This window comes from Pseudoalteromonas prydzensis (assembly GCF_001661495.1).
Taxonomy (GTDB): Bacteria; Pseudomonadota; Gammaproteobacteria; order Enterobacterales; family Alteromonadaceae; genus Pseudoalteromonas; species Pseudoalteromonas prydzensis.
The window spans coordinates 254,653-279,619 of the sequence record NZ_BDDT01000003.1; the positions used below are offsets into that span (position 1 = coordinate 254,653).

At 41.0% G+C, this 24,967-nt stretch carries 22 protein-coding genes; 16 read left to right on the forward strand and 6 right to left on the reverse strand.

What is annotated here, in order from left to right; all coding sequences use genetic code 11:
- Nucleotides 1–370 precede the first annotated feature (370 nt).
- The 9 genes from sdhC to argA all read left to right on the forward strand — a co-directional run bounded on the left by sdhC (nt 371) and on the right by argA (nt 11,770).
- Nucleotides 371–748, forward strand: coding sequence for a succinate dehydrogenase, cytochrome b556 subunit (gene sdhC, locus A7968_RS08480; RefSeq protein WP_084448108.1), 378 nt, complete (start codon nt 371–373; stop codon nt 746–748).
- The gene (gene sdhD, locus A7968_RS08485; protein ID WP_064666151.1) at nt 739–1,086 is read left to right on the forward strand and encodes a succinate dehydrogenase, hydrophobic membrane anchor protein; all 348 of its coding nucleotides are present in this window, start codon (nt 739–741) and stop codon (nt 1,084–1,086) included. Before sdhC ends, sdhD begins: the two co-directional genes overlap by 10 nt.
- A complete protein-coding gene (gene sdhA, locus A7968_RS08490; protein WP_064666152.1) occupies nt 1,087–2,859 on the forward strand; it encodes a succinate dehydrogenase flavoprotein subunit in 1,773 nt (590 codons plus the stop codon). It abuts the gene before it with no gap.
- A gap of 10 nt (nt 2,860–2,869) precedes the next feature.
- Complete coding sequence (locus A7968_RS08495; protein ID WP_064666153.1) at nt 2,870–3,586, forward strand: succinate dehydrogenase iron-sulfur subunit; 717 nt, start codon at nt 2,870–2,872, stop codon at nt 3,584–3,586.
- An 86-nt stretch (nt 3,587–3,672) separates the two neighbouring features.
- On the forward strand, nt 3,673–6,495 hold the full coding sequence (locus A7968_RS08500; protein ID WP_064666154.1) for a 2-oxoglutarate dehydrogenase E1 component: 2,823 nt from the start codon (nt 3,673–3,675) through the stop codon (nt 6,493–6,495).
- Between the two features lie 3 nt (nt 6,496–6,498).
- On the forward strand, nt 6,499–8,019 hold the full coding sequence (gene odhB / locus A7968_RS08505) for a 2-oxoglutarate dehydrogenase complex dihydrolipoyllysine-residue succinyltransferase (RefSeq protein WP_064666155.1): 1,521 nt from the start codon (nt 6,499–6,501) through the stop codon (nt 8,017–8,019).
- 178 nt (nt 8,020–8,197) lie between these two features.
- A complete protein-coding gene (gene sucC, locus A7968_RS08510) occupies nt 8,198–9,364 on the forward strand; it encodes an ADP-forming succinate--CoA ligase subunit beta (RefSeq protein WP_016709647.1) in 1,167 nt (388 codons plus the stop codon).
- Nucleotides 9,364–10,236, forward strand: a complete 873-nt coding sequence (gene sucD, locus A7968_RS08515) for a succinate--CoA ligase subunit alpha (protein ID WP_064666156.1) — start codon at nt 9,364–9,366, stop codon at nt 10,234–10,236. The genes sucC and sucD overlap by 1 nt, the downstream gene beginning before the upstream one ends.
- A gap of 193 nt (nt 10,237–10,429) precedes the next feature.
- Nucleotides 10,430–11,770 carry an amino-acid N-acetyltransferase gene (gene argA / locus A7968_RS08520; protein WP_064666157.1) on the forward strand — a complete coding sequence of 447 codons (1,341 nt, stop codon included), beginning with the start codon at nt 10,430–10,432 and terminating at the stop codon, nt 11,768–11,770.
- Between the two features lie 35 nt (nt 11,771–11,805).
- Here argA and A7968_RS08525 read toward each other — a convergent pair whose 3' ends face one another.
- Nucleotides 11,806–12,876 (reverse strand): DUF3083 family protein, encoded by a 1,071-nt coding sequence (locus A7968_RS08525; RefSeq protein ID WP_064666158.1) that lies wholly within the window; start codon nt 12,874–12,876, stop codon nt 11,806–11,808.
- A 230-nt stretch (nt 12,877–13,106) separates the two neighbouring features.
- On the opposite strand from A7968_RS08525, the gene glnS reads away from it, so the two are divergent.
- Nucleotides 13,107–14,768: a glutamine--tRNA ligase gene (glnS, locus tag A7968_RS08530; RefSeq protein WP_064666159.1), complete on the forward strand. Its 1,662-nt coding sequence runs from the start codon at nt 13,107–13,109 to the stop codon at nt 14,766–14,768.
- Nucleotides 14,769–14,866: 98 nt separating this feature from the next.
- Here glnS and fur read toward each other — a convergent pair whose 3' ends face one another.
- The 5 genes from fur to A7968_RS08555 form a co-directional block, all read right to left on the reverse strand.
- On the reverse strand, nt 14,867–15,307 hold the full coding sequence (gene fur, locus A7968_RS08535; protein WP_016709652.1) for a ferric iron uptake transcriptional regulator: 441 nt from the start codon (nt 15,305–15,307) through the stop codon (nt 14,867–14,869).
- A gap of 186 nt (nt 15,308–15,493) precedes the next feature.
- Nucleotides 15,494–16,021 (reverse strand): flavodoxin FldA, encoded by a 528-nt coding sequence (gene fldA / locus A7968_RS08540; RefSeq protein WP_064666160.1) that lies wholly within the window; start codon nt 16,019–16,021, stop codon nt 15,494–15,496.
- 14 nt (nt 16,022–16,035) lie between these two features.
- The gene (ybfE, locus tag A7968_RS08545; RefSeq protein ID WP_016709654.1) at nt 16,036–16,314 is read right to left on the reverse strand and encodes a LexA regulated protein; all 279 of its coding nucleotides are present in this window, start codon (nt 16,312–16,314) and stop codon (nt 16,036–16,038) included.
- A 2-nt stretch (nt 16,315–16,316) separates the two neighbouring features.
- The gene (locus A7968_RS08550) at nt 16,317–16,538 is read right to left on the reverse strand and encodes a DUF2788 domain-containing protein (RefSeq protein WP_064666161.1); all 222 of its coding nucleotides are present in this window, start codon (nt 16,536–16,538) and stop codon (nt 16,317–16,319) included.
- A 99-nt stretch (nt 16,539–16,637) separates the two neighbouring features.
- Nucleotides 16,638–17,402, reverse strand: coding sequence for an alpha/beta fold hydrolase (locus A7968_RS08555; RefSeq protein ID WP_064666162.1), 765 nt, complete (start codon nt 17,400–17,402; stop codon nt 16,638–16,640).
- 139 nt (nt 17,403–17,541) lie between these two features.
- Here A7968_RS08555 and seqA point away from each other — a divergent pair, with 139 nt between their 5' ends.
- The 6 genes from seqA to A7968_RS08585 all read left to right on the forward strand — a co-directional run bounded on the left by seqA (nt 17,542) and on the right by A7968_RS08585 (nt 24,952).
- Nucleotides 17,542–18,126, forward strand: coding sequence for a replication initiation negative regulator SeqA (seqA, locus tag A7968_RS08560; RefSeq protein ID WP_064666163.1), 585 nt, complete (start codon nt 17,542–17,544; stop codon nt 18,124–18,126).
- A gap of 10 nt (nt 18,127–18,136) precedes the next feature.
- Entirely contained in the window at nt 18,137–19,774 is a 1,638-nt protein-coding gene (pgm, locus tag A7968_RS08565) for a phosphoglucomutase (alpha-D-glucose-1,6-bisphosphate-dependent) (protein ID WP_064666164.1), read from the forward strand.
- A 72-nt stretch (nt 19,775–19,846) separates the two neighbouring features.
- Nucleotides 19,847–20,899: a succinylglutamate desuccinylase gene (gene astE / locus A7968_RS08570; protein WP_064666165.1), complete on the forward strand. Its 1,053-nt coding sequence runs from the start codon at nt 19,847–19,849 to the stop codon at nt 20,897–20,899.
- Between the two features lie 260 nt (nt 20,900–21,159).
- A complete protein-coding gene (locus tag A7968_RS08575; protein WP_064666166.1) occupies nt 21,160–22,374 on the forward strand; it encodes a thiamine pyrophosphate-dependent dehydrogenase E1 component subunit alpha in 1,215 nt (404 codons plus the stop codon).
- Complete coding sequence (locus A7968_RS08580; RefSeq protein WP_064666167.1) at nt 22,374–23,351, forward strand: alpha-ketoacid dehydrogenase subunit beta; 978 nt, start codon at nt 22,374–22,376, stop codon at nt 23,349–23,351. Before A7968_RS08575 ends, A7968_RS08580 begins: the two co-directional genes overlap by 1 nt.
- Nucleotides 23,352–23,359: 8 nt before the next feature.
- Nucleotides 23,360–24,952 (forward strand): dihydrolipoyllysine-residue acetyltransferase, encoded by a 1,593-nt coding sequence (locus A7968_RS08585; protein ID WP_064666168.1) that lies wholly within the window; start codon nt 23,360–23,362, stop codon nt 24,950–24,952.
- Nucleotides 24,953–24,967: the final 15 nt, after the last annotated feature.

Here is a 24,967-nt window from a genome sequence, read left to right on the forward strand (position 1 = left end):
TGTTCTGAATCTGTTTAAGCACATTCTTTTCATTTTAACGTGAAAGAGGGGGTTAAAGTCAATTTTTATAAACATTATGCACAAATGTATAATAAATATTCTGACGGGATTAAATATTATACCATTGGCTAATTCGCAAACATCTCTAACTAAACAAGAATTGTAAAAAGACCTTTGGCTATATATACTATCGAAGGTTTTATACCGTATTGTCTGTAGGTAAATGTAATTTTTGCAGCTAATTTTGCATAAATGTGAACTTTGTTGCTAAAAAGAGCTTTGCTTAGATAGTTCCATCAGAAAATCGTTTTCTGGTGGGTTAAGAAAAACAAGTAGATGAGCTCCTAGTGGGCAAGATGGGCAAGTAACTGTGAAAAAGCAAAGACCTGTAAATCTAGATCTAACAACTATATCTATGCCGGCAGCGGCTAAAGCATCAATTTTTCACCGCGTCACCGGTGTTGCATTATTTTTTGCTTTAACGTTTGTCATTTGGGCTTGGTCAGAGTCTCTTTCTTCAGCTGAAGGTTTTGAATTCGTCAAGGGTCTGTTTAGCGGATTCATTGCCAAATTTATTGCTTGGGGCACCATTTCTGTATTGGCATATCACCTTATCGGTGGTATTCGTCATATCATTATGGATATGGGACATTGGGAAGAACTTGAATCAGGTAACCTCAGCGCTAAAATTGCAATGGCACTCGGCGTTGTGGCTTCTGTATTAGCAGGGGTGTGGATATGGTTTTAAATCAAGCAACTCTAAAACGTGACGGCATACAAGATTATGTTTCGTTACGTACCACGGCACTAGTAATTACCGCATATGCGATTTTTATTATTGGCTACTTCTTATGTACACCAGAAGTCACTTTCGAAGCATGGCAAGGCCTGTTTTCAAACCTAGCAATGAAAGGGTTCACACTAATTACCCTTGTTTGCATTATGGTTCATACCCGTATTGGCCTTTGGCAAGTACTGACTGACTACGTTAAATGCGCAAAATTGCGTGCTGTTTTAGGTTTTATTTTAAACCTAATGGCCGCTGCATACGTAGCAATTGGTCTAATCGTTCTATGGGGTGTTTAAGTGAAATATTCTGTTCGTGAATTTGATGCCGTGGTGATTGGCGCAGGTGGTGCGGGTATGCGCGCGGCACTTGCAATCACTGAATCAGGTAAAACCTGTGCACTTATCTCTAAAGTTTTCCCAACCCGTTCACACACTGTGTCTGCACAAGGTGGTATTACGGTTGCGCTGGGTAACTCACATGAAGATAACTGGGAATGGCACATGTACGATACGGTTAAAGGTTCCGATTTCATCGGTGACCAAGACGCTATCGAATATATGTGTAAAACTGGCCCAGAAGCAATTACTGAATTAGAAAACATGGGTCTACCGTTTTCTCGTTTTGAAAATGGCCGTGTTTACCAACGTCCTTTCGGTGGTCAATCGAAAAACTTTGGTGGCGAGCAAGCAGCTCGTACAGCTGCTGCAGCTGACCGTACAGGTCATGCGTTATTACACCTTCTTTATCAGCAAAACGTTAAAAACAAAACCAATGTATTCTCTGAGTGGTATGCATTAGATTTAGTTAAAAACGATGATGGTAATGTAGTAGGTTGTACTGCTATCGATATTGAAACAGGCGAAGTTGTTTATTTCAAATCAAAAGCAGTGGTACTAGCAACGGGTGGTGCGGGTCGTATCTTCGCTTCAACCACTAATGCACATATTAACACTGGCGACGGTGTTGGTATGGCAACACGTGCAGGCATTTCTATGCAAGATATGGAAATGTGGCAGTTCCACCCAACGGGTATTGCCGGTGCAGGTACGCTAGTAACGGAAGGTTGTCGTGGTGAAGGTGGTTATCTTTTAAATAAAGATGGCGAACGCTTCATGGAACGTTATGCACCGAATGCGAAAGACTTAGCGTCACGCGATGTTGTTGCCCGTTCAATGATGACAGAAATCCGTGAAGGTCGTGGTTGTGATGGTCCTTGGGGTCCACACATTAAGCTTAAGCTTGATCACTTAGGTGAAGAAACGCTTAACCTACGTCTACCAGGTGTATGTGACCTTGCTAAAACATTTGCTCACGTTGATCCTGCAAAAGAACCAATTCCAGTAATCCCTACTTGTCACTATATGATGGGTGGTGTACCGACAAACGTAAATGGCCAAGCGCTACAAATCGATGCTAACGGCAACGAAAAAGTAGTTGAAGGTTTATTTGCTGTTGGTGAGATTGCCTGTGTGTCAGTGCACGGTGCAAACCGCCTAGGTGGTAACTCATTACTTGATTTAGTTGTATTTGGTCGCGCAGCGGGTAACTTCCTTGGTACTTACTTAAATGATGTTGAAGTGTCTAAAGATGCTTCAGATTCAGATTTAGAAGCTGCGCTAGCTCGTTTCAATCGTTGGGAAAATTCAACGGCGGGCCAAGGCGAAGATCCAGTACAAATCAAGAAAGACCTACAGCAATGTATGCAACTTAACTTCTCGGTATTCCGTGAAGGTGAGTCAATGGCTGCTGGCCTTAAAGAGCTTAAAGAAATTCGTGAACGTCTGCAGCATGCACGTCTTGATGATAAATCATCAGACTTCAACACTGCACGTATCGAATGTCTAGAGTTAGATAACATGATGGAAACAGCATACTCAACAGCAGTTGCTGCAAACTTCCGTACAGAAAGCCGTGGTGCACACTCTCGCTTTGACTTCCCAGATCGTGATGACGAAAACTGGTTATGTCACTCAGTTTTCAATCCGGTAACGGATGAAATGAGCAAGCGTGATGTAAACTATGCGCCTAAACTGCGCGAAGCATTTCCACCTAAAGCACGTACCTACTAGGAGCGAGACGATGGCACAAGTACAATTTTCTGTTTATCGTTACAATCCAGATGTTGATAACGCCCCACGTATGCAAGAATATACTTTGCAAACGGAAGAAGGCCACGACATGATGGTATTGGATGCACTTTTATTATTAAAAGAGCAAGATCCAACGTTATCATTTCGTCGCTCATGCCGTGAAGGTGTATGTGGCTCTGACGGTGTTAACATGAATGGTAAAAATGGTTTAGCATGTATTACTCCTTTATCAACGCTACAAAAAGGTGGCAAAGGTAAAATCGTAATTCGCCCATTACCAGGTTTACCTGTGGTTCGTGACCTTGTTATTGACATGAGTCAGTTCTACACTCAATACGAAAAAGTAAAACCATATCTAATTAACGATACACCTGCTGCAGGTGAGCGTCTTCAATCAATTGAAGAACGTGATAAATTAGATGGCTTGTATGAGTGTATTCTATGTGCATGTTGTTCAACATCGTGTCCTTCGTTCTGGTGGAATCCAGACAAGTTCATCGGTCCTGCTGGTCTTCTTCATGCTTACCGTTTCTTGGCTGATAGCCGAGATACAGCAACTGAAGAGCGTTTAGCTGACTTAGACGATGCATTCAGCGTGTTCCGTTGTCACAGTATCATGAACTGTGTTAGCGTTTGTCCTAAAGGTCTTAATCCAACTAAGGCAATCGGACAAATCAAATCAATGTTAATAAACCGTTCGGTTTAACAATATTGGTAAATGTAAGATGGCTAATGCGAATTAGCCATCTTGTTATAACAATTAATTTCTGCGCTAAAGAAAAGGGCTTATAAATGCACGAAGGTGTGATGAAGGCATGGCTAGAATCTTCACATTTAAACGGCGGAAACGTTGCTTATATAGAAGAGCTTTATGAAGCGTATTTAGACAATGCGACTTCTGTGCCAGAAGAATGGCGAGAAGTGTTCGAACAATTACCAAAAGTTGATGGTGTGGATGTTGAAGTTAAGCATTCAGAAGTTCGTGCACAGTTTGCGGCGCTTGCGAAAAACAAGCATAGAGAAGTAGTGGTAGCAGAGGGCAGCGGTAGCGGCGATCCTAAACAGGTCAAAGTACTGCAGCTTATTAATGCTTTCCGTTTCCGTGGTCACCAAAATGCGAATTTAGATCCATTAGGCATTTGGCAACGTGAACGTGTTCGAGACTTAGAACTTGAATACCATGAATTATCTAAAGCTGATTTTGACCGTGAATTTAACGTGGGATCGTTTGCCGTAGGCCGCGATACCATGCCTTTAGGTGAGTTATATCAAGCGCTTATGACCACATATTGTGGTTCTGTGGGTGCTGAATATATGCACATCACATCAACGGAAGAAAAACGTTGGTTACAACAACGTTTAGAGTCAGTGCAATCACGACCAACATTCAGTAAAGAAGAAAAGCTACGTATCCTCAAGGGATTAACCGCAGCCGATGGTCTTGAAAAGTATTTAGGGGCGAAGTTCCCAGGTGCGAAACGTTTCTCACTGGAAGGTGGTGATGCGTTAGTGCCAATGCTCAAAGAGCTTATTCACCGTGCTGGCGAAAGTGGTCAACAAGAAGCGGTAATTGGTATGGCTCACCGTGGTCGCTTAAATGTACTTGTCAATGTACTTGGTAAAAATCCATCTGAATTATTTGATGAGTTTGCTGGTAAACACAAAGAAACATTAAGCTCAGGTGACGTTAAATACCACATGGGTTACTCTTCGGATTTTGCTACTAAAGGCGGCAAAGTTCATATGGCACTTGCCTTTAACCCGTCGCATCTTGAGATTGTAAACCCTGTAGTTATGGGCTCAGTTCGCGCACGTTTAGACCGTTTGGGTGACAGCACAGGTATTAAAGCACTGCCAATCACTATTCACGGTGACTCAGCAGTTGCTGGTCAGGGTGTTGTTCAAGAAACCTTTAACTTATCGCAAACCAATGCGTTTAGTTGCGGTGGTAGTATTCGCATTGTAGTGAACAACCAAGTTGGTTTTACTACAAGCAAGAAAGACGATGTTCGTTCAACAGATTACTGTACTGACATCGCAAAAATGGTGCAATCGCCTATTTTCCACGTTAACTCTGATGATCCTGAAGCAGTTGCATTTGTTACGCAAATCGCCCTTGATTTCAGAAATCAATTTAAGCGTGATGTGGTTATTGATTTAGTATGTTATCGCCGTCATGGCCATAACGAAGCGGATGAGCCAAATGCGACTCAACCGATCATGTACCAAAAAATCAAAAAACACCCAGTGCCGCGTTTGATCTACGCAGATCAATTAATGGCAGAAGGGTCGTTTACTGAAGATGAAATTAAAGCGCTTGCTGACGATTACCGTAATGGCCTAGACGATGGTCATTGTGTTGTTGAAGAAATTCAACCAGAAACATCACACTCATCTGATTGGGCTAAATATGTAGGCCATGAGTGGAGTGTTGATTATGATGCCAGTGTGTCAGTCGAAAAGCTCAAAGAGCTCGGTGAAAAAGTAGCAAGCTACCCTGAGCAATATAAAGCGCAGTCACGCGTTAAAAAGATTTACGACGATCGTAAGTTAATGGCCGCCGGTGAAAAACCGCTTGATTGGGGTATGGCAGAAACATTGGCTTATGCGACAATCGCCTCAGAAGGTACTGATATTCGCTTAACTGGACAAGACTCTGGCCGTGGTACATTCTTCCATCGTCATGCTGTAGTTCATAGCCAAACTGATGGTGCAACGTATACACCACTAGAGCACATCAGTGAAGATCAAGGTACATTCCAAGTATTTGATTCAGTTTTATCTGAAGAAGCCGTTGTTGCGTTTGAATATGGTTATGCAACAGCAGAGCCTACATCACTGGTATTGTGGGAAGCACAATTTGGTGATTTCGCTAATGGTGCTCAAGTTGTATTTGACCAATTCTTAAGTTCAGGTGAGCAAAAGTGGGGCCGTCTATGTGGTCTTACAATTTTATTGCCACATGGTTATGAAGGCCAAGGTCCAGAGCACAGTTCGGCACGTTTAGAGCGTTTCTTACAGTTATGTGCTGATCACAATATGCAAGTATGTGTGCCTTCAACACCAGCTCAAGTATACGCCATGCTGCGTCGTCAATCAGTTAGACCACTACGTCGTCCACTGATAGTTATGACACCTAAATCGTTATTACGTCATCCACTTGCGACATCAACACTTGAAGAGTTATCGGAAGGTGTGTTCCATAATATGATCGACGAAATCGATGATATTGATGCAGCAAGTGTTGAACGTGTGATTTTCTGTAGTGGTAAAGTGTACTACGAATTACTACAAGAGCGTCGTAAACTTGAACTTAACAACATCGCTATTGTGCGTGTTGAGCAACTATACCCGTTCCCACATGATGAGATGGAAGCCATTATGGCTCGTTATCAACATGTAAAAGATTTTGTTTGGTGTCAAGAAGAGCCACAAAACCAAGGTGCTTGGTATTGTTCACAACACCATTTTGTAGAAGCAATTCCGCAAGGTGCTAAGCTTAAATATGCAGGTCGTAAAGCATCAGCTTCTCCAGCATGTGGTTACATGTCAGTGCATACTAAAGAACAACAAGCGCTAGTCGCAGACGCGCTTACTATTGAAAATAAAGGATAAGCAATGAGCACAGAAATTAAAGTTCCTGTTCTTCCTGAGTCGGTTGCTGATGCTTCCGTTGCTACATGGCATGTAAGTGTTGGCGACAAAGTAAGCCGTGATCAGAACTTAGTTGACATCGAAACAGATAAAGTTGTTTTAGAAGTTGTTGCACCCAATGACGGTGTGATCACTGAAATTTCACAAGAAGAAGGTGCAACCGTACTTGGTGATCAAGTGATCGGTATTATTGGCGATGCTGATGCAGCAGCGCCAAGTGAAGACGCTAAGAGCGAAGCTGCACCGGCTTCTGCTAAACAAGAAAATGCGCCAGAGGCGCCATCAGCACCAGCATCAGAAGGTAAAGAAGTGGACATTAAAGTACCTGTACTTCCAGAATCAGTCGCAGACGCGACAGTAGCTACTTGGCATGTGCAACCAGGTGACGCGGTAACACGTGATCAAAACTTGGTTGATATCGAAACTGATAAAGTTGTTCTTGAAGTTGTTGCTCAAGAAGACGGTATCATGGGTGAGATTATTCACGCAGAAGGTGAGACTGTACTAGGTGATCAAGTGATCGGTAAAGTACAAGCCGGTGGCAAACCAGCATCAGCGCCAGCTGCAAAAGAAGAAGCAGCACCTGCTGCGGATTCTTCTAGCGACAGTTCAGATGTGTTAACACCATCCGTTCGCCGTTTAATTGCTGAGAAAGGCCTAGATGCGTCTAAAATTAAAGGCTCTGGCAAAAATGGTCGTGTGACAAAAGAAGATGTTGATCAATTCTTGAAGTCGCCAGCTCCTGCGGCAAAAGCTGAAGCAGCACCCGCGGCACCAATGGGTGACCGTACACAAAAACGCGTACCAATGACGCGTTTACGTAAAACCATTGCTAATCGCCTTCTTGAAGCGAAAAACTCTACTGCAATGTTAACGACATTCAACGAAGTTAACATGAAGCCAATCATGGATCTTCGTAAGCAGTATCAAGAAGTGTTCGAGAAACGTCACGGTATTCGTTTAGGTTTCATGTCTTTCTACGTGAAGGCAGTAACTGAAGCGCTAAAACGCTTCCCTGATGTAAATGCTTCAATTGATGGCGATGATATCGTATACCACAACTATTTTGATATCAGCATTGCCGTTTCTACGCCACGCGGCCTAGTGACGCCAGTATTAAAAGATTGCGATAAGTTATCTGTTGCTGAAATCGAAAAAGGTATTCGTGAATTAGCACTTAAAGGTCGTGACGGTAAGCTTACCCTTGACGATATGACCGGTGGTAACTTCACTATCACTAATGGTGGTGTGTTCGGTTCATTGTTATCAACACCTATCATCAACTTACCGCAGTCATCTATTTTGGGTATGCATAAAATCCAAGATCGTCCAATGGCGGTGAATGGTAAAGTTGAAATTCTGCCAATGATGTATTTGGCACTATCTTATGACCATCGCCAAATCGATGGTAAAGAATCTGTTGGCTTCTTAGTAACAATTAAAGAGTTACTTGAAGATCCAACTCGCTTATTACTAGATGTTTAATCTAGTTGTATAAAATCTAAGCTGTGAGTCATATTCACAGCTTTTTTTTTTGCGTCTATTAGTCTAACTGGGGTTTTCATGTTAAGCCTTGGGATCTATACTAGTTGCGCAATTTGGGATAGCTGTCTGTTAATCGAAATAGTCAGCTCTTTTAGTATAAAAAATTGGATAAAGCATCATGAATTTGCATGAGTATCAGGCAAAACAACTTTTTGCCGAATATGGTTTACCAGTTTCTCAAGGTTTCGCGTGCGATACACCTGAAGAAGCTGCAGCAGCTGCTGAGAAAATCGGCGGTGATATGTGGGTTGTTAAAACTCAGGTTCACGCAGGTGGACGTGGTAAAGCTGGCGGTGTAAAGCTAGTTAAAACTATCGACGAAGTTAAAGCGTTTGCAGCTAACTGGTTAGGTAAAAACCTAGTTACTTACCAAACAGACGAAAATGGTCAGCCAGTTGCTAAAATTTTAGTAGAAAGCTGTACTGATATCGCCAACGAATTGTACTTAGGTGCAGTTGTTGACCGTGCATCTCGCAAAGTTGTTTTCATGGCGTCTACTGAAGGCGGTGTTGAAATTGAAACTGTTGCTGAAGAAACACCAGAGCTTATCCACAAAGCTGAGATCGATCCATTAGTTGGTCCACAAGCTTACCAAGCACGTGAACTAGGTTTCAAATTGGGTCTTAACCCAACGCAAATGAAACAGTTTGTTAAGATCTTCATGGGTCTTGGTCAAATGTTCACTGATTTCGATTTCGCACTACTTGAAATCAACCCGCTTGTGATCACAGACGAAGGTAACCTTCACTGTCTTGACGGCAAAATCGGTATCGATGGCAATGCACTTTACCGTCAACCTAAAATGCGTGATTTCCACGATCCATCTCAAGAAGATGCACGTGAAGCACATGCAGCAAGCTTTGAACTTAACTACGTTGCATTAGACGGCAACGTTGGTTGTATGGTTAACGGTGCAGGCCTTGCGATGGGTACTATGGACATCGTAAACCTACACGGCGGTAAGCCAGCTAACTTCCTAGATGTTGGTGGTGGCGCGACTAAAGAGCGTGTATCTGAAGCATTCAAAATCATTCTTTCTGATGACAACGTTAAAGCTGTTTTAGTTAACATCTTTGGTGGTATCGTTCGTTGTGACATGATCGCTGAAGGCATCATCGGTGCAGTTAAAGAAGTTGGCGTAAACGTACCTGTAGTTGTACGTTTAGAAGGTACTAACGCTGAACTAGGTCGTGAAGTTCTTAAGAACTCTGGTCTAGATATCATTGCTGCTGAATCACTAACAGACGCGGCTGAAAAAGTTGTTGCTGCTGCGGAGGGCAAATAATGTCTGTATTAATCAATAAAGATACAAAAGTTATCTGTCAAGGTTTCACCGGTGGCCAAGGTACTTTCCACTCAGAGCAAGCGCTTGAGTACGGTACACAAATGGTTGGTGGTGTAAGCCCAGGTAAAGGCGGTCAAATGCACCTTGGTCTTCCAGTATTTAACACAGTACGTGATGCGGTAGAAGCAACTGGCGCAACTGCATCAGTTATCTACGTACCAGCACCTTTTTGTAAAGATGCAATTTTAGAAGCTATCGATGCTGGCATCGAGCTAATTGTTTGTATTACTGAAGGTATCCCGACGCTTGATATGGTTGACGTTAAAGTTAAGCTAGATCAAACAGGTACTCGCATGATCGGTCCTAACTGTCCAGGTGTTATCACTCCTGGTGAGACTAAGATTGGTATCATGCCTGGTCACATCCACAAGCCTGGTAAAGTAGGTATTGTTTCACGCTCTGGTACTTTAACGTACGAAGCAGTTAAACAAACTACTGATGCTGGTTTTGGTCAGTCTACGTGTGTTGGTATTGGTGGTGATCCAATTCCTGGTACTAACTTTATCGACGTGCTAGAAATGTTCGAAAAAGATCCACAAACTGAAGCAATCGTAATGATTGGTGAAATCGGTGGTACTGCAGAAGAAGAAGCTGCAGAGTACATCAAAGCAAACGTTACTAAGCCTGTTGTTTCTTACATTGCTGGTGTTACTGCACCAGAAGGTAAGCGTATGGGTCACGCTGGCGCAATCATCGCCGGTGGTAAAGGTACTGCTGATGAGAAATTTGCTGCATTAGAAGCTGCGGGCGTAAAAACTGTACGCTCACTTGCTGATATCGGTAAAGCACTTAAAGAGAAAACAGGCTGGTAAGCAGTTCTTTTCTTTTTAAAAAGGCTCGCTAATGCGGGCCTTTTTTGTTTCTCAATTTCCTAGTATGGCAATTTAGTATTTTATTTACAGGTGCGAATAATAATGCTTTATTTGTGAATTTAAATTCTTTAAACTGGTGCATTGTTCATTCGTATTTCTTAAAAATATTCGAATTCTAAAAGGTAATAATGACGTGCGTACCACAGAGTTGGTAGACGGTTTTCGCCAGTCTACTCCTTATGTTAATGCCCATAGAGGTAAAACCTTCGTTGTAATGCTTGGTGGTGAAGCGATTGACCAACCAGGTTGTCGCAGTATTATTAACGATGTTGCTTTGCTAACGAGTCTTGGTATAAAGATAGTTTTAGTCTTTGGTGCGCGGCCACAATTTAATGCTGCCTTAGATGATGTTGGCATAACTAGTCACTTTCATAATGCTATTAGAGTTACTGACAACGCGACATTTGATGTCATAAAAAAAGTTGCCGGTGCTATGCAGTTTGATATAACTGCGCGTTTGTCCACGTCATTGAGCAGTACCCCTATGTCCGGCTCATTTTTAAATGTGGTCAGTGGCAACTTTGTTATTGCTCAACCGTTAGGAGTAGACGAGGGGATTGACTACCATCATTCAGGCCGCGTTAGACGTATCGACGTGGATGGCATCCGTCATCAGCTAAATAACAACAGCATTGTATTATTAGGGCCCATCGCTGCATCGGTAACGGGTGAAAGTTTTAACTTAACGGCCGAAGAAATAGCTACGCAAGTCGCGCTTAAATTAAAAGCAGATAAAATGCTAGGTTTTAGTCAAGATGCCGGTATTTTAGATGAAAATGGCGAAGCCATTGCAGAGCTCATGCCAAATGAAGCAGAGCGACTATTAACGCATTATAAAACGCATGCTTCTTCATGCTCAAGTGCGCCCGTTTTCTTACAAGCCGCTATTGATGCTTGTCGTGGCGGTGTGCATCGCTGTCATTTAGTTAGCTATAAAGAAGATGGCGCCTTACTACAAGAGCTATTTTCTTTAGATGGGATTGGCACTCAAATTGCGCCACAAAGTTCTGAGCAACTGCGCAGCGCAACAATTTCTGACATTACTGGTATTATTAATTTACTTAGACCGCTTGAAGAGCAAGGTTATTTAGTGCGCCGCTCAAGAGAGCAATTAGAAATAGAAATTGAACAATTCACAGTGATAGAGCGTGATGGGTTGATCATCGCCTGTGCAGCCCTGTATCCATATGAAGAAGAGCAAGTTGGGGAGTTTGCGAGCTTGGCTGTGCACCCACAATATCGCGATGCTGATAGAGGAAGTTATTTATTACGCTTTATTATTAATAAAGCTAAAAGTGTTGGTTACAGTGCCTTATTTGCTTTGACAACACGCAGCATCCATTGGTTTTTAGAGCAAAGTTTCGAGTCTGCCACTGTGGATGATTTACCCGCGAAGAAAAAAGCGCTCTACAATTATGAACGACGCTCAAAAGTGTTACGCTTAGATTTAACTAAATTAACAAAAAATCGTTAATCTAAAGGTGACACTGAGTGTCACCTTTCATTGCTTTAGTATTGATAGTTTATGTGCTGGAAGAAACGCACCAATAGTTCTTGGCGGGTTGGGTTGAAAGCTAACTCATCAGTCACTTCATTGATAGCGCTGTGAACGTTATTCATGAACTTACCAAATCCCATATCATGTTCATCTATTTTGCCTGCAGCAATGACAAAATGAACCATATCGACAAGTTTGTCACCTTGCCAAGCATACTCCATTTGCACAGCTTGATCATCACAGTTAAATGTCAGTTTATGAAGTTCACTGTTGCTAGCTACTTTGTCTATCATGCTGTTTCGAACGATAGGTCGACTACCATCCGCGATCATCGCACCACGCGTAATATCTCGATTGATACAAGCACGTTGAAACGCATCAAATAAATAACAATAGAATTTATCGTAGTGTTTATCATTGAGCATCGCTTGGAACTGGGTTTTTATTTCTCGCGTTACAGGGATAGAAAACGTTACATAGGTCATATCGTTATATTGCTCAGGCAACTGACAATGACGTGATTGATAACGTGGGTAGATACTGCGTAATTTATAGCCGTAACTTTCTTTATTACCTTTTGCCTTAGCAAATAAATCATAGGTTAAATGTTGATGATCACGAATTTTCAGCTGTGCTTCGCCACTGAGTAAATGTTCTTGCAGCGATGAAATTGCTTTTTGTACTCGGCTATGAAAATGTGCGGCATTACTGCGTAAATCATCCCCAGTTGCTAAAAATAAAAAGCGGATTTTGTCGCATCGATTATTACTGTCAGCATAAAGGGTGTGGCTTTCATGGTATTTAGGGTTGTAAAAAAATAGCATTTGCTTTGGTGTTTGCAAACAGTAGGGCTCATCATGATAGCGAACCACGGGTAATTTATCATTTGCCAAAATCTGCACATTATGAAGCTCATATTCATCACAAAATGAGAAAAGTTCACGGGCTATACGGTTATAACAATTAATATAATCATTAAATTGCAAGTAAAACTCATCACTTGGTTTAAATTCTACCAGTAAGTAGTGATTTGCTCGTGCATTACTTGCGATATAAACGCGATGTTGGTTACTTGATGCCATTATCTTCCCTTATTTACTAAAGTACATTGGTTGGCACTATAAGTGGATTCTATGAATGTTTTATTGCGTTAACACAGAGTTTTTATGTATATGAGCAAGTTAAATTTTGCACTTGAGTATAATAAATTAATATCTTTAATAAACTGGCATCTATTGCTGTATGTTAAGGTTTGTTTTTGTAATAATGGCTTAGTTTTGTCACCATGCACTATTGTGAGGATTGTATTCCTATGGCGGAAATTGAGAATCGCCCAAGTAACTTTATAAGAACCCGTATTGATGAAGACTTAGCATCAGGTAAACATGCGTCTACACATACGCGTTTTCCACCTGAGCCAAATGGTTTTTTACATATCGGTCACGCTAAATCTATTTGTTTAAATTTTGGTATAGCGCAAGACTACAGTGGTAAATGTAATCTACGTTTTGATGATACTAACCCTGAAAAAGAAGATATTAACTACGTTAATTCAATCAAAGAAGATGTTCAGTGGTTAGGTTTTAACTGGGATGGTGAAATAAAGTATTCGTCAAATTATTTTGATACTTTGTATGGCTATGCGGTAGAGCTTATCAATAAAGGCTTAGCCTATGTGTGCTTTTTATCGGCAGATCAAGCCCGGGAATATCGTGGCACATTAAAAGAGCCTGGTAAGAATAGTCCAACTCGTGATACTAGTCCTTCAGAAAACTTAGCGTTATTTGAAAAAATGCGTGCAGGTGAATTTAAAGAAGGCGAGTGTGTACTTCGCGCTAAAATAGATATGGCCAGCTCATTTATGGTACTGCGTGATCCTATTATTTATCGTGTTCGATTTGCACACCATCATCAAACCGGTGATAAATGGTGTATCTACCCAATGTATGACTTTACGCACTGTATCTCAGATGCGCTGGAAGGCATTACTCATTCATTGTGTACGCTTGAGTTTCAAGATAACCGTCGTTTATATGACTGGGTATTAGATAACATCAGCCTTGAATGTCACCCACAACAAATTGAGTTTTCACGCTTAAATCTTGAATACACAATTATGTCTAAGCGTAAGTTAAATGACTTAGTGGTTAATGGGCATGTTGAAGGCTGGGATGATCCACGTATGCCAACGATTGCCGGCTTACGTCGTCGTGGTTACACACCAGCATCTATCCGCGAATTTTGTTCTCGTATCGGTGTAACTAAACAAGAAAACATGGTTGAAATGGGCATGCTTGAAGCGTGTATCCGTGAAGACTTAAACGAACATGCTCCACGTGCAATGGCTGTGCTTGATCCAGTTAAAGTGATCATTGAAAACTATGATGCCCAGACTGTTGAAACATTATCGGTTGCCAATCACCCGAATGATGAAAGCATGGGTCGTCGTGATGTACCGTTCACCCGTGAAATTTATATAGAGCGTGAAGATTTCAAAGAAGAAGCTAATAATAAGTTTAAACGTTTAGTACTTGATAAAGAAGTACGCTTACGTGGCGCCTACGTTATTAAAGCGGAGCGTGTTGAAAAAGACGAAAATGGTGAGATCACTACTATCTTCTGTAGTTATGATCCAGAGACTTTGGGCAAAAATCCAAGTGACGGCCGAAAAGTGAAGGGCGTTATCCATTGGGTTTCGGCAAGTGAGTCAATTACTGCTGAGGTACGGTTATATGATCGTCTATTTAACGTGCCAAACCCTGCTGCCGCAGAAGATTTTTCGTCAACGTTAAATCCAGATTCATTGGTTGTACTAAGCAACGCGAAACTTGAGCCTGCACTTGCTAATGCAGCACCGGCGCAAGGTTTTCAGTTTGAACGTACTGGTTATTTTAGCCGAGACACTAAGTCTGAACAGCTTGTATTTAACCAAACAGTTGGTTTACGGGACTCATGGACTAAAACTCAGCAATAGTCAGTTTATCCCTTAACTGTAAAAGTTAAGGGATAAAAGCAACAGACACAAAAAAACCTGCCTAATGCAGGTTTTTTAATTTTTAACTACTAAAAAAATTATTGGCTATCAGCAAACGCTTTACATGCAGCAGTATCAGTACACTCACCATATAAGTAAAGAGAGTGATTAGTCAGTTTGATACCATTTTCTTTTGAAATTTCTAGCTGACGATTTTCAATGATATCATCTTCAAATTCGATCACTTTACCGCACTTTAAACAAACGAGGTGATCGTGGTGAGTGCTACCTGAAAGTTCAAACACAGATTTTCCGCCTTCAAAATGATGACGGCTAACAATACCAGCATCATCAAATTGGTTAAGTACGCGGTATACAGTGGCAAGGCCAATCTCTTCACCTAGGTCCAAAAGAATTTTATAAACATCTTCAGCGCTGATGTGTTGGTTATCTGGAGATTGTAAAATCTCTAAAATTTTAATACGCGGCAAAGTTACTTTTAAGCCGGCTTTTTTTAATTCCAAGTTATGATCAGTCATTAAATCTGTCTCAATTATATTTGGTTATACTAGACACCTTACAAAGATGTACACGACACATTAGCAACGATAAGAATAACGCGCCTAGTCATTAAGTGCAAAGATCAATTGCTAGAATTAGTTATAAAAAGTGAAATCATAAAAAAAACATCACTATTTTATACAACTTCTAGTAATAAAGTGCATTTAATCAGCAAGCTCACTTAAACACATTTCTTCATACACTTGTGCAGACCATGCTTTAACACGTTGTTCAGTCAGTTCTGGTTGACGGTCTTCATCGATGCCTAAACCAACAAAGTGGTTGTCATCAGCCATGCCTTTTGAGGCTTCGAAATCATACCCTTCAGTTGGCCAATGACCAACAACTATGGCGCCACGCTCAGTTACGATATCATTGATCATACCCATCGCATCAAGGAAGTATTCAGCATAGTCTTCTTGATCGCCACAGCCGAAGATAGCAACTAGTCTACCATCAAAATCAATTTCTTCTAATTCAGGGAAAAAATCATCCCAATCACATTGCGCTTCACCATAATACCAAGTAGGGATACCAAATAAGATCAAATCAAATTCAGCGATCTCTTCTTTAGAGCTTTTAGCAATATCGTGTACAGCAACAAGCTTTTTACCCAATTCTTTTTGGATCATTTTAGCTACGTGCTCTGTGTTACCTGTGTCACTTCCGAAAAAAATACCTACACTTGCCATGGATTTAAAACCTTTTATCTATCAATAGCCAATCTTTCTTGTAAAATAGTTTCAATCAGCGCACTACGGCTAATATTTTGTGCATCGGCCATATCGCTTAACGCTTGATACAACTGCGATGAAACTTTAAATTCGACACGTTTTAAACCACGTGCCTTATCTCTTTTTATTTGATTACGTTTATTTACCTTTAACTGAACCTCCCTCGGAAGGGGATTCGTTTTTGGTCTGCCGGGGCGCTTTTCGTATTCAAATAAATCGAGCGTTGTTCTATCTGTTTCAGACTTAGCCATGGTTAACCCACACCCGCACCTTGCCAAAACACTTGGATAAGTCCTTTAGCGATAAAACCAGAACACCCTAAAAATAGTACAAGCCATACAATATAGCGGCCAAACTTAGGTACATTACCTCTTTTAAGTACGTCTTGAATAGCCATACCAATAAAAAAGAACACACCGGCTAAGCCAAAATACAACCCAAGGGTATCAAATTCGTTAATTAACTGACTGACCATCAACGTATAACCTTTAAATTAAACGGCGCGTACTATAGCATATAAAATCGCAATTATTTAGTGCGCTTAGTCAAAAATACATGATTAAATTTTGCTTTGTTAAGCCATTAAAAAATCATTGATAGACTTATTCACGGCTTGTGGTTTCTGCGCATGTAACCAGTGACCAGCACCATGAATAATTTTTGCTTTTGCATTACTAAATTGCGCCATGATCGCATCGCGGTATTCAGGCAATATATAGTCAGAATCGTTCCCTTTGATAAATAAAGTATCGCATAAACAAGAATCATTTGCTTTAATATTTGTTAGGATATTACTATATTTTTTACTCAAAGTGGCTAAATTGAAGCGCCATTGCAATTGGCCTTGGTCATTTTTAGCATAACTTTTTAATAAAAACTGACGAACACCTAGTTCAGGGATCAGCTGTTGCATCAATTGGTCAGCCTGTTTACGGTCATTAACTGCGTGCTGTTCAACGAGTTTTAACGCAGCAATAATATCATCATGACGACTTTTATAAGCCACTGGCGCTATGTCTAAAACAACCAGTTTGTTAATTAATTCAGGGCTTAAATGCGCAATTTGCATAGCAACTTTGCCACCCATTGAATGACCGACTAAATGTGCTTTATTTATATTTAAATGCGCCATTAACGTTAGCACATCGTGTGCCATAACCGGGTAATCCATTTCTTCGCTGTGTGGTGAACGGCCATGGTTACGAAGGTCAATGTTGGTCACTGTAAAATTTTCAGCTAATGCGTTAGCGATAACATTTAAATTTTCCAATGAACCAAATAAACCATGGATCAAAATTACATCTGGCCCTTGGCCTAGTTGTTTGTAATTTAACAGCATCAGAGTTCCCAAAAATATCTCTAAAAAGTGCGCCTAGTTTGCCTAGTGAAATAACAAATTGCAAAACATAGAGAATTAAATCAGCTTTGGGTATAATCAGGTAGGAAAAAAAAATGTGACCCGTAACGACAGGAATAACATGAAAAAAATTGACATAGACGACGAGTTATATCAATACATTGCAAGTAATACACAAAGTATAGGCGAAAGCGCTTCAACTATTTTACGTCGTTTGTTAAATATTCACGACGAAAATGATTTAGTCGTACCAGAAAACCCTGCGCTTGTTGAGATGCCAGTAAGCGAAGATGATGGGCCGTCATCTAAAACAACACCACTTGTTGAAGATAAAAAGCCAGCGCCAGTCACACAATTGACACATCAACATGCGAACGTTTTTAATATTCTAAATAAAGAAGAGTTAGCGATGCAAAAAGGGGTCGTTGGCCGCTTTTTGTTTATCCTCTCTGCTTTACACAGAACACATAAAACTGATTTTTCAGCAGTACTGGATGTGCAAGGACGCGATCGTGTCTACTTTGCGACTAGTAAAGAAGCGCTCGTCAACAGTGGTAGTAGTATGAATCCAAAAAATATCACCGACAGTGAATACTGGGTAATGACTAATTCAAATACTACCCGTAAGAAAATGATGTTGCATGAAGTGGCGCTTGGCTTAGGTTATAGTGCTGAACAAGCAGAAAAAATTCGAGACTACTTATAAAGGAAGTGTAATGGCGATTCATTCCGGCGCAGGGAAACCTGCAACACAATCAGATTTAGTAAATGTACCAAAATTAGTGTCTGCTTATTACTTAAATGAGCCAGATTTAGAACAAAATCCTGAACATTGTGTTGCCTTTGGTACCTCAGGGCATAGAGGTTGTTCTTATGATGTGAAATTCAATGAATCACATATTCTCGCCATTACTCAAGCAATTTGTGACTACCGTAAGCAAAATAATATTTTTGGCCCGCTTTATTTAGGTAAAGATACCCACGCATTAAGTGAAGCTGCTTTTAACTCAGCGATTGAAGTATTAGTTGCAAATGAAGTGCAGGTGATCACTCAAGAAAATGATGATTTTACACCGACTCCTGTTATTAGCCATGCTGTTGTTTGCCATAACAAATTACATCCGCATGAATTAGCGGACGGCATTGTTGTAACCCCTTCACATAATCCACCAGAAGACGGCGGTTTTAAATATAATCCCCCTAATGGCGGCCCAGCTGATACAGATGTAACGAAATGGATAGAAGACAGAGCAAATCAATTACTCCTTGAAGATTTAGTTGAAGTTGAGTTGTTTCCATTTGCTAAAGCATCGCGTTCTGGTTTTATTAAATACCAAGATTTAATGACCCCATACATTGAAGACTTAATCAACGTGGTTGATGTTGCGGCTATTAGTAAAGCAAATATTAAAATTGGTATTGATCCACTGGGTGGCTCAGGAATTAATTTTTGGCCTGTTATTGCGAAGAAATTCAATTTAGACTTAACGGTCGTAAATGATCAAGTTGATCCGCGTTTTGCATTTATGCCGCTTGATAAAGACGGTAAAATCCGCATGGATTGCTCCTCTCCTTATGCAATGGCAAATCTCATTGCCCTAAAAGATGATTTTGATATTAGCATAGGTAACGACCCTGATTATGACCGCCATGGTATTGTTACACCCGATGGTTTAATGAACCCGAATCACTTTTTAGCGGTTGCGATTGATTACTTATTAAATCATCGTAATTGGTCTAAAGATGTACAGATTGGCAAAACGCTGGTATCAAGTGCGATGATCGACCGAGTGGTCGCCCGTAATAATCGTCAAGTGCAAGAAGTACCGGTTGGCTTTAAATGGTTTGTTGATGGTTTAAGCGCAGGCACACTTGCGTTTGGTGGTGAAGAAAGTGCAGGGGCATCATTCTTGCGTTTTGACGGAACGGTTTGGAATACCGATAAAGACGGCTTTATTATGGGCTTATTAGCCGCCGAAATTTTAGCTGTTACAGGGAAAACCCCATCAGCACTTTATAAAGAGCTCGAACAAGAGTTTGGTGCGCCTTTATATAAACGTATCGATGCACCAGCAAGCACGGCACAAAAAGACCGCCTAAAAGCGCTTAGTGCTAAAGATGTTACGGCTGATACCTTAGCTGGAGAGCCTATTTTACAAAAGCTTACTCATGCACCAGGTAACAACGCTGCGATTGGTGGCCTAAAAGTAGTCACCGAAAATGGCTGGTTTGCTGCCCGTCCATCAGGTACTGAAGATATCTATAAAATCTACCTTGAGTCATTCAAAGGTGAAGAGCATTTAGCGTTACTTGAAAAAGAAGCTAAAAAATTAGTTGATGCAGTGATCAGCTAATCATTAACGTGTTAAAGAAACGGCTGACTTGATCAGCCGTTTTTGTATTTACTCCACACAAAAGGCGATTCAATGTCAGCCACAACAAATTATATCAATGAGTTAAAAAAAACGGGTGACTTTCTAACACTCAGTCGTGCTAACGAATGGCACTTAGATGCCAGTGAGTTTATGTTAGCGAATGGTACACAAGTGAATGTTCATGATACTGGCGTTATAGAGTTTCAACCGCAGGTGCACAGCAGCAAAGATATTGTACTCTCGAGTGCCATCCATGGTAATGAAACCGCACCTATTGAAATTTGCGATCAATTAATTAAGCAAGTTTTGCTTGGTCAATTACAGTTGGCGCAGCGTGTACTGTTTATTTTTGGCAATCCGCAGTCGATTAATATCGGCAAACGATTTGTCACAGAAAACCTTAATCGCTTGTTTAACGGTCACCATAGCGTAGACGGCATTGCAATGAACGATGAACGTCGTCGCGCTAAAAAATTAGAAGACTATGTAAGCGACTTTTTTACCCGTGGTGGGGCAAACCGTGCACGTTGTCATTATGATTTACACACTGCCATTCGTGGCTCTAAAAATGACAAGTTTGCTGTTTATCCATTTTTACACGGCAAGCCATGGAAAAAGTCACAACTGCAATTTTTATTGAGTTGTGGTGTAAATACAGTGCTGATGATGAAATCAGCGGCAACAACATTTAGCTATTATTCATCATTCGTCCATGATGCCGACTCGTTTACCGTGGAGCTGGGTCAAGTAAAGCCATTTGGTGAAAATGACATGAGCCGCTTTGCTAAAACGCGCGACACGCTAACTGCATTAATTAGCCAAAAAGAAGTTTCATATAAGGAATTTAATGCAAATGACTTTGAGTTGTTCGCCGTGCATCGCTCAATTAATCGCACAGCGCAAAATTTTTCTTTTCCTTTTTCTGATGATGCAGAGAATTTTACGGGTTTTAGCAAGGGTGAGTTACTCGCAACGGATGGCGAAACGTGTTACTACGCCGATGTAGAAGGAGAGGCAATTATATTTCCTAATGCCGATGTTGCGTTAGGTCAGCGAGCCTTATTAACTGTCATTCCACTGCAATTAACAGATAATATTATTTAAATTAGCGTTAAAAAATTCCGCCTAAGTTGTTAACTATATGATTGTATATGTTTTATATTTTTGTATAGTTAACTTTCCAGTCCCTCTCTCGCCAATTCAATTTGTTTCGTCTATGATTAGTTGAATAACACCTTACGTTAACGTAAAGTGTCGACAGATTTAATTTAAATACAGTGTTATTTCTGCAAACTTTAACCAGCAGAATTCATCCAATAATAACAAGCGATTTGCACTGTGTTGACAACAAAAGAAGGTAGGTTATGAGTAATCCAAATAACGTATCGCTGAATATCAGTCACGATCTAGAATTTATTGATGGTCATGCCCTGAATATTCCGACCTTGAGTATTTTAAACGAGGATGGCGATATCCAAGACGGTGCAACAGCCCCTGATATTGACGAAAGCACAGCGCTGCGATTATATGAAACAATGCGGTTTATTCGTGCGCTTGATGAGCGTATGCAAGCCGCTCAACGTCAAGGCCGTGTCAGCTTTTATATGCAATGTTTGGGTGAAGAAGCTGCGGTAACTGCATCAGCGGCAGCCCTTGATCAAGATGATATGATCATGGCGCAATACCGTGAGCAAGCAGCACTGCATTATCGTGGATTCACTCTTGATCAGTTTATGAATCAAATGTTTTCAAATGAGCTTGATCTTGGTAAAGGCCGCCAGATGCCAATTCATTATGGCAGTGCAGCACTTAATTATATGACTATTTCTTCTCCGCTTGGTACGCAAATTCCGCAAGCGACAGGCTATGCCTACGGTCAAAAAATTAAGCATATTGACGCCAAAACAGGTGAGCTAAATTCGGCCATTGATAACATCACCATTTGTTATTTTGGTGAAGGTGCGGCATCGGAAGGTGATTTTCATGCGGGTTTAAATATGGCTGCGGTACATAAGTCTCCGGTTATCTTTTTTGCCCGTAATAACGGTTATGCGATTTCAACGCCTGCGGATGAACAGTTTAAAGGAGACGGTATTGCTTGTCGCGGAGTTGGCTACGGTATTAAAACAATTCGTGTCGATGGTGCTGATGCATTGGCTGTTTATGCAGCAACCAAAAAAGCACGGGAAATCGCTACAACTACTGGCGAACCAATTCTGATTGAATCGATAGCGTATCGTTTAGGCGCGCATTCAACCTCAGATGATCCAAGTGGTTATCGCTCTAAAGATGAAGAAGCGAATTACCAAGCATGCCCAATTGAGCGTTTTCGTAAATGGTTAGTGAAACAAAACTGGCTAAATGAAGAAGAAGACGTTAAAGCGAAAGAAACAATTCGTGAAGATATTTTAGCCGCCTTAAAACGCGCGGAAGTGATTGCAAAACCAGCATTAGAAGAATTGATATCTGATGTCTACGATACGCCAATTCCTTCACTGCAACGTCAGTATGAGCAATTAAAAACCCACATCAAGCAACACCCAGATGCTTACCCAATCACAGCAGGGAGAATTAAGTAATGGCTAAAATGAACATGTTACATGCAATTAATTCAGCCCTTGATATCACCATGGCCGAACACCCGCAAGCGTGTATTTTTGGCGAAGATGTTGGCTTTTTTGGTGGGGTATTTCGTGCCACATCAGGCTTACAAGAAAAATACGGCCAGCATCGAGTGTTTAATACGCCACTTACTGAGCAAGGTATTATGGGCTTTGCCAATGGCTTAGCTGCGTTTGGCGCACCAGCACTTGCTGAAATTCAATTTGCTGATTATATTTTTCCTGCGTTTGACCAAATAGTGAATGAATCAGCTAAGTTTCGTTATCGTAGCGGTAATGAATTTAATGTGGGTAACTTGACTATTCGTACTCCTTACGGTGGCGGTATTGCTGGTGGTTTATATCATTCACAATCACCTGAAGCCTATTTTGCGCACACCCCAGGACTTAAAATTGTAGTGCCACGTAACCCGTACCAAGCTAAAGGCCTGTTACGTGCATCGATTAAAGATGATAACCCAGTTATCTTCTTTGAGCCGAAACGTTTATACCGTGCTTCTACCGGTGAAGTTCCTGAAGAAGATTACAGTATTGAACTGGGTAAAGCCGAAGTTGTTAGTGAAGGTACCGATGTGACACTACTGGCGTGGGGCGCGCAGATGGAAATCATCGAAGATGCTGCAAAACGTGCCAGTGAGCAAGGTATCAGTTGTGAAGTGATTGACTTACGCAGTATTTTACCTTGGGATATGGAAACGGTTGCCAAGTCTGTAACTAAAACTGGCCGTTTAATTGTTAGTCATGAAGCGCCAATTACAAATGGTTTTGGTGCAGAAATTGCAGCGACAATTCAGCAACAATGCTTTTTGCATTTAGAATCACCTATTTTACGCGTCTGCGGCTTAGATACTCCGTATCCATTAGCACTTGAAAAAGAATATGTACCGGATGCATTAAAAGTACTCGCTGCAATCAAGCAATCGGTCGAATTTTAGGAGTTATCATGGCAAAAGATTTTATTTTACCGGATATCGGTGAAGGCATTGTTGAATGCGAAGTGGTTGAATGGCTGGTTGCGGAAGGTGACAAGGTTACTGAAGATCAACCTATTTGTGATGTAATGACTGATAAAGCGCTAGTGCAAATTCCAGCAGTACATGATGGGGTGATCACCAAACTCTATTATGCTAAAGGTGATATTGCCTTAGTCCATGCGCCGCTTTTTGCAATGGATGTGGCAGGTGAGGCGAGCGCTGAGTCAGAACAACAAGCAGCCCCTAGTGAAACTGCAACTACCAACAGTACAGAGCAACTCGAAGACTTTATTTTACCAGATATCGGTGAAGGCATTGTCGAGTGTGAAATTGTTGAATGGCTAGTCAGTGAAGGCGATGTGATTGAAGAAGATCAGGCTGTTTGTGATGTAATGACAGATAAAGCCTTGGTGCAAATTCCCGCCAAATATACAGGCACTGTGGTCAAGCTTTATTATGCAAAAGGGGAGGTGGCTCAAGTACACAGCCCGCTTTTTCAAATGTCGATTGCAGGTACTAATTCAGCAAAAGTTGATGTCAGTGATGCCCTTGTTAAAGCACAAACAAAAGCCGTAGAACCTAAAAGTGTAGTGAGTGAGCAAGCAGCTTGTGCAACTTCAGGCACGGCTCAGCAGGCAAAACAAGTAAATCAAAAAGCAGTGGCTTCACCAGCGGTTCGACGCAAAGCGCGAGAACTGGATGTTGACTTAACCACAGTGCCAGGTAGTGGTAAAAATGGTCGTATCTATAAAGAAGACATTGAACGCTTTGTAAAAGGTGAAGTACCAAACAGCATTGATACATCGCCATTGCAAGTTAATTCTGATGACGCAAATACTAAAACTTGCGCTACAAGTAATACACGGGTTGAGCCAATTAAAGGTATTAAAGCTGCGATGGCTAAGCAAATGATTGCCTCAGTTAGTACAATTCCACATTTTACATTTTGTGACGAAATTGATTTAACCGCACTTATTACACTGCGTACTGAATTGAAAGAGCAGTATAAGCAACAAGGTGTTAAGTTAACCATGATGCCGTTCTTCATCAAGGCCTTATCGCTTGCGATGAAAGAGTTCCCAGTATTAAATTCAAAAGTGAATGATGACTGTACTGAGCTTACCTATTTTGCCGATCACAATATTGGCATGGCAGTCGATTCAAAAATTGGCTTATTAGTGCCTAACATCAAACAATGCCAGTTAAAAAGTATTGTTGATGTTGCTAATGAAGTAACGCGACTAACGGATGCTGCAAGAGAAGGGCGCGTAACACCGGATGACTTAAAAGCCGGTACTATTAGTATTTCTAATATTGGCGCAATTGGCGGCACCATAGCAACGCCAATTATTAATAAGCCAGAAGTGGCAATTGTTGCCTTAGGTAAGTTACAGCATTTACCACGCTTTGATGAGCAAGGTCAGGTTGTGAGTAAAGCTATTATGCAAGTCAGTTGGTCTGGTGATCATCGCGTGATTGATGGCGGCACGATTGCACGTTTTAATAACTTGTGGAAGTCGTATTTAGAGAACCCAGCCAAAATGATGATGGCAATGAGTTAACTTTAAACGTTACCT